This window comes from Flavobacterium sp. WC2509, assembly GCF_052683105.1.
Genome location: NZ_JBQZFG010000001.1, coordinates 4501270 through 4508346 on the forward strand (window position 1 = coordinate 4501270; position 7077 = coordinate 4508346).

Sequence of the window (7077 nt, forward strand, 5' to 3'; positions counted from 1 at the left end):
TTCCTTTAAAAAGAAAAAGATATAGTGGACAGCAGGAAATAGCTCCTAAAAACTGAGTTGTCCTGAAAAAGGTTGACTCGATTAATATTATAAAATTAGTTAAATCGGGACAGAATTACTTCTGTTCCGATTTATTTTTTTCCATCGTTTTAGTTTAATATTATTTTGAGAATGCGCTTGATTAGGAGTAAGCATATTTATAGACAAATGGACTCTAATTTGATTGTAAAACAGAATAGATTCTTCGACTTGCTTTTTTAAGTTTTCAACATTCTCAAAAATTTCAAATAATCCAAACTCTTCTTTTTAAAATTCCATTTACCCTTTCTGCAATTGCATTTTCATAGGGATCATAACTTTGCGTCATGCTTATCCGAATGTTGTTTCTGGATAAACATTCGGTATATTCTTTGCTACAATACTGCAAGCCTCTGTCTGAATGATGTATAAGATTGTTACTGTATTTTCTATTAATAACAGCCATTTTTAAAGCTTCTAATGTAGAAGCTGCCATTAAATTATCCGATAATTTATAGCCCACAATTTTCTTCGAATAGGCATCTGTTATCAGATGTAAATAATGTGTTTTATCTTTAGTTCTAAGGTAAGTAATATCAGCTACCCAAATTTGCTCAGGCCTTTTGATTTCTATCTCTTTAATTAAGTTTGGATATTTACGCATCCAATGTCTTGAATTGGTTGTCTTGTAATATCTTCGAACTTTCGGAACTAATAAATATTCATCTCGTAAAAAATCAAATAATTTATCTCTGCCTATCTTTATTTGATGTTTCTTAAAATCATCTTTCAACATAAAATATAGTTTTTTACCTCCCGTTTTGGGCAGTTTTTGACGCACTGACATCACTAAAGAGTTTAGGCACTCTTTGTCTAAACCTGATTTTAACAGATGTGTTTTTCGTTTATAATAAGCTTGTTTGCTATACCCAAACAATCGACATATTCCCTGAGGACTAATCCTGTAAATATGATTTATTTCTTGGACTGCTTGGAACCAGACTTTTTTACAATCTCAACTTTTAGCTCTCGTTCGGCTATTTCTATAAACTTTTTAAAAACCAACAATTCTTGTTCTTTCTTGGCTAATTGTGCTTCAAGTTCTTTGATGCGCTGAGATTGAGGATCTTTCATAGGACGGCCAATGGTTAGTTTATCTTGATAGGTAAATTTACCATATTTTTTTAACCAACGGGGTATACAGCTGTTACCACGAATATTATAGCGCCTGCGAAGTTCCGCTTTTGTAAATAATCCCTGTTCAAATTCTTTTACTACTTGCTTTTTGAATAGCTCTCCGAAAGTTTGTGGAGCTAACGGCTTTTTGAATTCTTTTCTTTCTGTTGACATAATTAAGGTAATTATAGTCAACTTTTTTCAGGACGAGACAAACATAAAAAAAAGCCTCAAATCACTATAGAATTTGAGGCTTTCTGTTTATTATAAATCAATTATTATCTAATCAATTTTCTGTATTTCAAACGTTTTGGAGTTAAATCACCACCTAAGCGTTTCTTTTTGTTTTCTTCATATTCAGAGAAACCACCTTCGAAATAATACACTTCAGAATCACCTTCGAAAGCCAAAATGTGTGTACAAATTCTGTCTAAGAACCATCTGTCGTGCGAAATTACAACGGCACAGCCTGCGAAATTCTCTAAACCTTCCTCAAGTGCACGAAGTGTGTTTACGTCCAAATCATTCGTTGGCTCATCCAGCAACAATACGTTTCCTTCTTCTTTCAAAGTCATTGCTAAGTGCAAACGGTTACGTTCTCCACCTGAAAGTGCTGAGACTTTTTTGTTTTGTTCCCCTCCTCCAAAATTGAAACGAGATAAATAAGCTCTTGAATTCACTTGTTTTCCACCCATCATAATCAATTCCTGACCATCGGCAAAGTTTTCCCAGATTGATTTATTTGGATCAATATTAGAGTGAGACTGATCTACATAAGCGATTTTTACAGTTTCACCAACAGAGAATTCTCCACTATCGGTTTCTTGCTCGCCCATAATCATTCTGAAAATAGTCGATTTACCCGCACCGTTTGGCCCGATAATTCCAACAATTCCCGCTTGTGGTAAAGTGAAATTCAAATTGTCATACAATAATTTGTCTCCAAAAGCTTTGGCTACATTCTTGGCTTCGATAACATTAGTTCCTAAACGCGGACCATTTGGAATATAGATTTCCAAGTTTTCGTCCAATTGTTTTTGGTCTTCGTTCAATAATTTATCGTAGTTCTGTAAACGTGCTTTTTGTTTCGTTTGACGGCCTTTTGCACCTTGACGAACCCAGTCCAGCTCACGCTCTAAATTCTTACGGCGTTTAGAAGCTACTTTTTCTTCCAATGCCATTCTGCTTGATTTTTGATCTAACCAAGAAGAATAATTCCCTTTCCAAGGAATGCCTTCTCCTCTATCCAATTCCAAAATCCAGCCTGCAACATTATCTAAGAAATATCTATCGTGCGTTACCGCAATAACAGTTCCTGCATATTGTGCTAAATGTTGCTCTAACCAAAGAACAGACTCCGCATCCAAGTGGTTGGTAGGCTCATCCAAAAGCAATACATCTGGCTGTTGCAACAACAAACGACATAAAGCTACACGGCGACGCTCTCCTCCTGAAAGGTTTTTGATTGGCGTATCACCATCTGGAGTACGCAAAGCATCCATAGCTATTTCTAGTTTGGTATCAATTTCCCAAGCTCCAAGAGCATCTATTTTGTCTTGTAAAGCTGCTTGACGATCCATTAACTTGTCCATTTTATCTGGATCAGAATAGTTCTCTTCAAGACCAAATAAATCGTTGATTTGATTGTATTCTGCCAAAACAGCCATCGTTTCTGCAGCACCTTCTTGAACAATTTCTAAAACAGTTTTAGAATCATCTAAAATAGGCTCTTGTTCTAAATAACCTACCGTATAACCTGGTTGAAAAACTACATCTCCTTGGTAGTTTTTATCAACTCCAGCAATAATCTTTAAAAGGGAAGATTTACCTGAACCATTTAAACCTAGGATACCAATTTTAGCTCCGTAAAAGAAACTCAAATAGATATTTTTAAGAACAGGTTTATCTGCTCCTTGATAGGTTTTACTCAATTTCTGCATTGAGAATATTACTTTCTTATCGTCTGACATAATTTTTTATTAATTTTTATTTATTATTTCATCAATGACATTGAAGTCGTCATTGTTATTTATTCTTTTATACTCTTCCTTTCAAAGCATTAAATACCCAACCAATGGCAAAAAATCCAATTCCAACTGCGGCAAAACCCCAGCCAGAAACGTCTCTGTATTTAAAAAAACCTAATCCTATGAGCAACAACCCCATAATAATCATTATAAATGTAGCCCATGCTAAAATAGTGTTTTTATTCATCCCCATGATCGCTGTATTTATTTTTTTTAAAGGTGCAAATATCGGGATTTTTTGCTACATTTTTCAATTAAAATAGTTAATCCTGATACAAAATTATTGCACTTCTGCCTGGAATTGTAATAATTTGATCTTGAACGTTTATTATTCCATTTGGGTTGATAATTTCACCATTGCAAATCATTTTCCAATTCCCTTCGATAGTTAGTTTTGTATCTTTTTCATCGCCATTAAAATAAACTCTGATATTTTTCCAAGAATCTCCATTTGCATAATTTTTCAAAGTATATCCAATCAATAAAGGTGAATCTAATGACAAAAATTCCAAATGCTTTTGAATCATCTTTTCGGAGGTCGTTTTGAAAGCGGGATGGTTATTTCTTAACGCAATCAAATCTTTGTAATATTGAAACAACTCTTTATTCTCGTGTTTCCAGTTCCAATCTATTTTATTAATACTATCTGGCGATTTATAAGAGTTCTCTACTCCCATTTTAGTGCGCTTCATTTCAACTCCCATGTGCAAAAAAGGAATGCTTTGTGAGGTTAAAATGATGGTATTTGCCAGTTTATCCATTTTCATTAACTCCTTTTCAGTTGCTTTGGGATTGGCAATTTTTAGCTTATCGTACAAAGTATGATTATCGTGACAGGAAACATAACCTATAACTTTTGTTGGACTATCCGAATAAGGAAATTGGGCATAACCCCGTTTAGAGTCATATTTTATTTGAGTATGATTCGTAGAAGCTACAATTCCAAATTCAATTACTTCTTTATAATTTGAATTTCCACTTACAAAACCTTTTTCATTTATATTAAAACAATGTCCTTTTACACCATCTCTAATATCATCAGAGAAAACTGCAATATTTTTTAATTTCTTACTATTATTTTTTAAAGCTCTTTTTTCAATAGATAAAGGAGAATCTCCCGCCGTCCATCCTTCTCCATAAAGAAAAATACTAGGATTTATTTTCTTTAATACAGCCGAAATAATATTCATGGTTTCAATATCATGCACAGCCATTAAATCAAATCGAAACCCATCAACATGATATTCTTTTACCCAATATTTAAGGGATTCAATCATAAATTGCCTTGCCATTATTCGCTCTGAAGCAAATTCATTTCCACAAGCAGTAGCATCTGAGCGTTTTCCATCAGGCCAACTTCTGTAATAATAACCCGGAATTAATTGGTCAAAAATATCAGTTGAACTAGTGTGATTATAAACAACATCCATAATCAAGCTAATTTTTGCCTTATGCAACTCAAAAATCATTTGCTTAAATTCCTGCATACGTACTAAGCCATCAAAAGGATTCGTAGAGTACGAACCTTCTAAAGAATTATAATTCTGAGGATCATATCCCCAGTTATATTGATTTTTATCGAAAATTGTTTCGTCAATCGATTTATAATCGAAAATGGGAAGTAAATGTAAATGTGTAATACCTAATTCTTGTAAATGATCTAGCCCTGTGCTTTCACCATAAGAATTTTTAGTATTTTTCTCTGTAAATCCAAGAAATTTGCCTTTGTTTTCTATACCTGATGACGGATCGATTGAAAAATCACGCACATGAGCTTCATATAGTACGATATCCGAAATAGATTTCACTTTCGGCTGTTTGTCGGTATTCCAATTTTGAGGATCGGTAAGTTTATGGTCGAATATCAAACCTCTGTTTCCATTAACACCTACTCCTTTTGCATAAGGATCTGGCATTTCATTCGACCAATATCCAGTGTTGTATTTTACTTGTAAAGTATAATAAGTATTATGATAATTACCTTTTAAAACAATTCGCCACACTCCTGTTTTTGTGTCGTAATCTAAGTTTTCTGAAAATACGATTTCACCACCGTCACCTTTTTTGTAGAGATTAATTTTAACTTCTTCAACATTGGGACTCCATAATTTGACAATAGTTTTATCGGAAGTATAACTTATTCCTAAATCATCTTTCAAATAAACAGGATATACATCAAAAGAAGCATATTGAATAGTGTTTATTTTTGAATGTTTTGACATAGCAAAATTTACGGTAAGAAGAAAATCAATTAACTAACGCCTTTTTTTCATAACAAACAGTATACGATAATTGTTAGTTGAATATTTTATAAAGCATTTCTCTTAATAAATCAGCCTGAGATAAACTATTTGCACCAACACCTTTACTTTTTACATCAACATCTCGCAAAGTGGCAACGATTTGACTTACTTTTCTCATTGGATAGTTTTTTATAGCTACGTCATAATCTTTCAGAAAAAAAGGATTAACACCTAGTACAGAAGCTACATTTTTAGGATTTTTATCCTTCAGTCCGTGGTATTTTAATAATTGAATAAAAAAGCCAAAAACCAAACCTGTAGTCATTACGATAGGATTGTCTTTCGGGTTTTGAGCAAAATTTTCGGCTATTTTGTATGCTTTTAATTGATTTCGTTCGCCAATGGCTTTTCGCAATTCGAACACATTGTAATCCTTACTAAATCCAATGTTTTCTTCTATATCCTTGGCCGAAATAGTACTTCCTGTTGGCAATATAATCTGCAACTTTTCGAGTTCATTATTGATTTTACTCAAATCAGTTCCCAAAAACTCAACCAGCATTGCTGAAGCTTTAGGTTCTATCGAATATTTTTTACCAGCTAACACACGCTTAATCCAATCTCCTACTTGGTTTTCATACAACTTTTTGCTTTCATAAACGATACCGTTTTTGGCTAGAACTTTGGTAGCTTTTTTTCGTTTATCCAATGTTTTGTATTTGTAACAAAATACTAATACAGTTGAAGGCATTGGATTTTCTGCATAACTTTCTATTTTATCAATGGTTCGGGATAATTCCTGAGCTTCTTTAACAATAACAACTTGACGATCTGCCATCATTGGATAACGTTTAGCTGTAGAAATAATATCCTCAATACTTACGTCTCTTCCGTATAAAACAGTTTGATTAAAACCTTTTTCATCTTCAGATAAAATATTTGCTTCAATATATTCGGATAATTTGTCAATGTAATATGGTTCTTCTCCCATCAAAAAATAAATGGGTTTTATGTTTCCTGCCTTTATATCATTTACAATCTTTACTACTTCGTCCATGTTTTTTGTTTCAGGTTTAAAGTTTAAAGTTCCACGTTGTAAACCTGAAACTTTAAACTTTAAACTAAATTAACTAATTTCGCCTCATGCAAAAACTTAATTTTCCTTCTTATACTTTTCGCTTCAAAAATAGCGAAAATAAAGTGTCTATTTTCGACGAAATTAGGAAAAAATTCATCATTCTCACGCCCGAAGAATGGGTTCGTCAACACGTAGTTCGCTTTTTATTGGAAGAAAAAAAATATCCAAAATCATTAATCAACGTCGAAAAAGTTTTAATGGTCAACGGATTGCGAAAAAGATATGATGTTGTTGTTTTTAATCCTGATGGTTCCATTTTTGTTTTGGTAGAATGCAAAGCACCTGAAATTAAAACTGCACAAGCTACTTTTGACCAAATTGCCCGTTATAATATGACCATGAAAGCCCAATTTTTGATGGTGACCAATGGTTTGAATCATTACTTTTGCCAAATAGATATTGAAAATGAAAAATATGAGTTTTTAAGAGAACTTCCGAATTATAATATGACTATTGGATTATAAGAAGTCTAATA

Annotated in this window: 5 protein-coding genes and 1 pseudogene; 1 reads left to right on the plus strand and 5 read right to left on the minus strand. The window is 33.0% G+C overall.

Annotation, left to right across the window (positions count from 1 at the left end; genetic code table 11):
* Nucleotides 1–99: 99 nt before the first annotated feature.
* The 5 genes and pseudogenes from ACUN3A_RS18660 to holA form a co-directional block, all read right to left on the minus strand.
* Nucleotides 100–1368 (minus strand): annotated as a pseudogene (locus ACUN3A_RS18660) (IS3 family transposase).
* A gap of 104 nt (nt 1369–1472) precedes the next feature.
* A complete protein-coding gene (gene ettA, locus ACUN3A_RS18665; RefSeq protein ID WP_445552794.1) occupies nt 1473–3164 on the minus strand; it encodes an energy-dependent translational throttle protein EttA in 1692 nt (563 codons plus the stop codon).
* A gap of 67 nt (nt 3165–3231) precedes the next feature.
* Nucleotides 3232–3414 carry a CAL67264 family membrane protein gene (locus ACUN3A_RS18670; protein ID WP_445552795.1) on the minus strand — a complete coding sequence of 61 codons (183 nt, stop codon included), beginning with the start codon at nt 3412–3414 and terminating at the stop codon, nt 3232–3234.
* Between the two features lie 70 nt (nt 3415–3484).
* Nucleotides 3485–5443 carry a type I pullulanase gene (pulA, locus tag ACUN3A_RS18675; protein WP_445552796.1) on the minus strand — a complete coding sequence of 653 codons (1959 nt, stop codon included), beginning with the start codon at nt 5441–5443 and terminating at the stop codon, nt 3485–3487.
* A gap of 73 nt (nt 5444–5516) precedes the next feature.
* Nucleotides 5517–6521: a DNA polymerase III subunit delta gene (holA, locus tag ACUN3A_RS18680; RefSeq protein ID WP_445552797.1), complete on the minus strand. Its 1005-nt coding sequence runs from the start codon at nt 6519–6521 to the stop codon at nt 5517–5519.
* A gap of 86 nt (nt 6522–6607) precedes the next feature.
* On the opposite strand from holA, the gene ACUN3A_RS18685 reads away from it, so the two are divergent.
* Nucleotides 6608–7066 (plus strand): type I restriction enzyme HsdR N-terminal domain-containing protein, encoded by a 459-nt coding sequence (locus ACUN3A_RS18685; RefSeq protein ID WP_445552798.1) that lies wholly within the window; start codon nt 6608–6610, stop codon nt 7064–7066.
* Nucleotides 7067–7077: the final 11 nt, after the last annotated feature.

Excerpts from the sequence above, each read along its gene's own strand:
- pulA (WP_445552796.1), bottom strand. The coding sequence starts at position 5,443 with ATGTCAAAACATTCAAAAATAAACACTATTCAATATGCTTCTTTTGAT.
- ACUN3A_RS18670 (WP_445552795.1), bottom strand. The coding sequence starts at position 3,414 with ATGGGGATGAATAAAAACACTATTTTAGCATGGGCTACATTTATAATG.
- holA (WP_445552797.1), bottom strand. The coding sequence starts at position 6,521 with ATGGACGAAGTAGTAAAGATTGTAAATGATATAAAGGCAGGAAACATA.
- ACUN3A_RS18685 (WP_445552798.1), top strand. The coding sequence starts at position 6,608 with ATGCAAAAACTTAATTTTCCTTCTTATACTTTTCGCTTCAAAAATAGC.
- ettA (WP_445552794.1), bottom strand. The coding sequence starts at position 3,164 with ATGTCAGACGATAAGAAAGTAATATTCTCAATGCAGAAATTGAGTAAA.